Below are 266 nucleotides of genomic sequence, written 5' to 3' on the forward strand. Positions count from 1 at the left end.
GCAGCTGACGAATACTAATCGGTCGAGGGCTTAACCTAATATAGGGATCTTTTGACGAAGTCAAAAGTCTCTCTGCTTGAAACCTATAGTTGTTACTTTACGCAAGTTTCGTATCTAGTTTTCAAGGCGCAAACCACGTTTTGACTGTTTGGTGATGATGGCGGAGGGGACCCACGCGTTCCCATCTCGAACACGACCGTTAAGCCCTCCAGCGTCGATGGTACTTGAACCGCAGGGTTCTGGGAGAGTAGAACGTTGCCAAGCAC

1 rRNA gene is annotated in these 266 nt (G+C 48.9%); it reads left to right on the top strand.

The window, feature by feature from the left end:
- Positions 1-147 precede the first annotated feature (147 nt).
- Positions 148-264: ribosomal RNA gene (gene rrf, locus GQF01_RS00450) — 5S ribosomal RNA — on the top strand.
- Positions 265-266: the final 2 nt, after the last annotated feature.

This window comes from Paenibacillus silvestris (genome assembly GCF_009882985.1).
Taxonomy (GTDB): domain Bacteria; phylum Bacillota; class Bacilli; order Paenibacillales; family NBRC-103111; genus Paenibacillus_E; species Paenibacillus_E silvestris.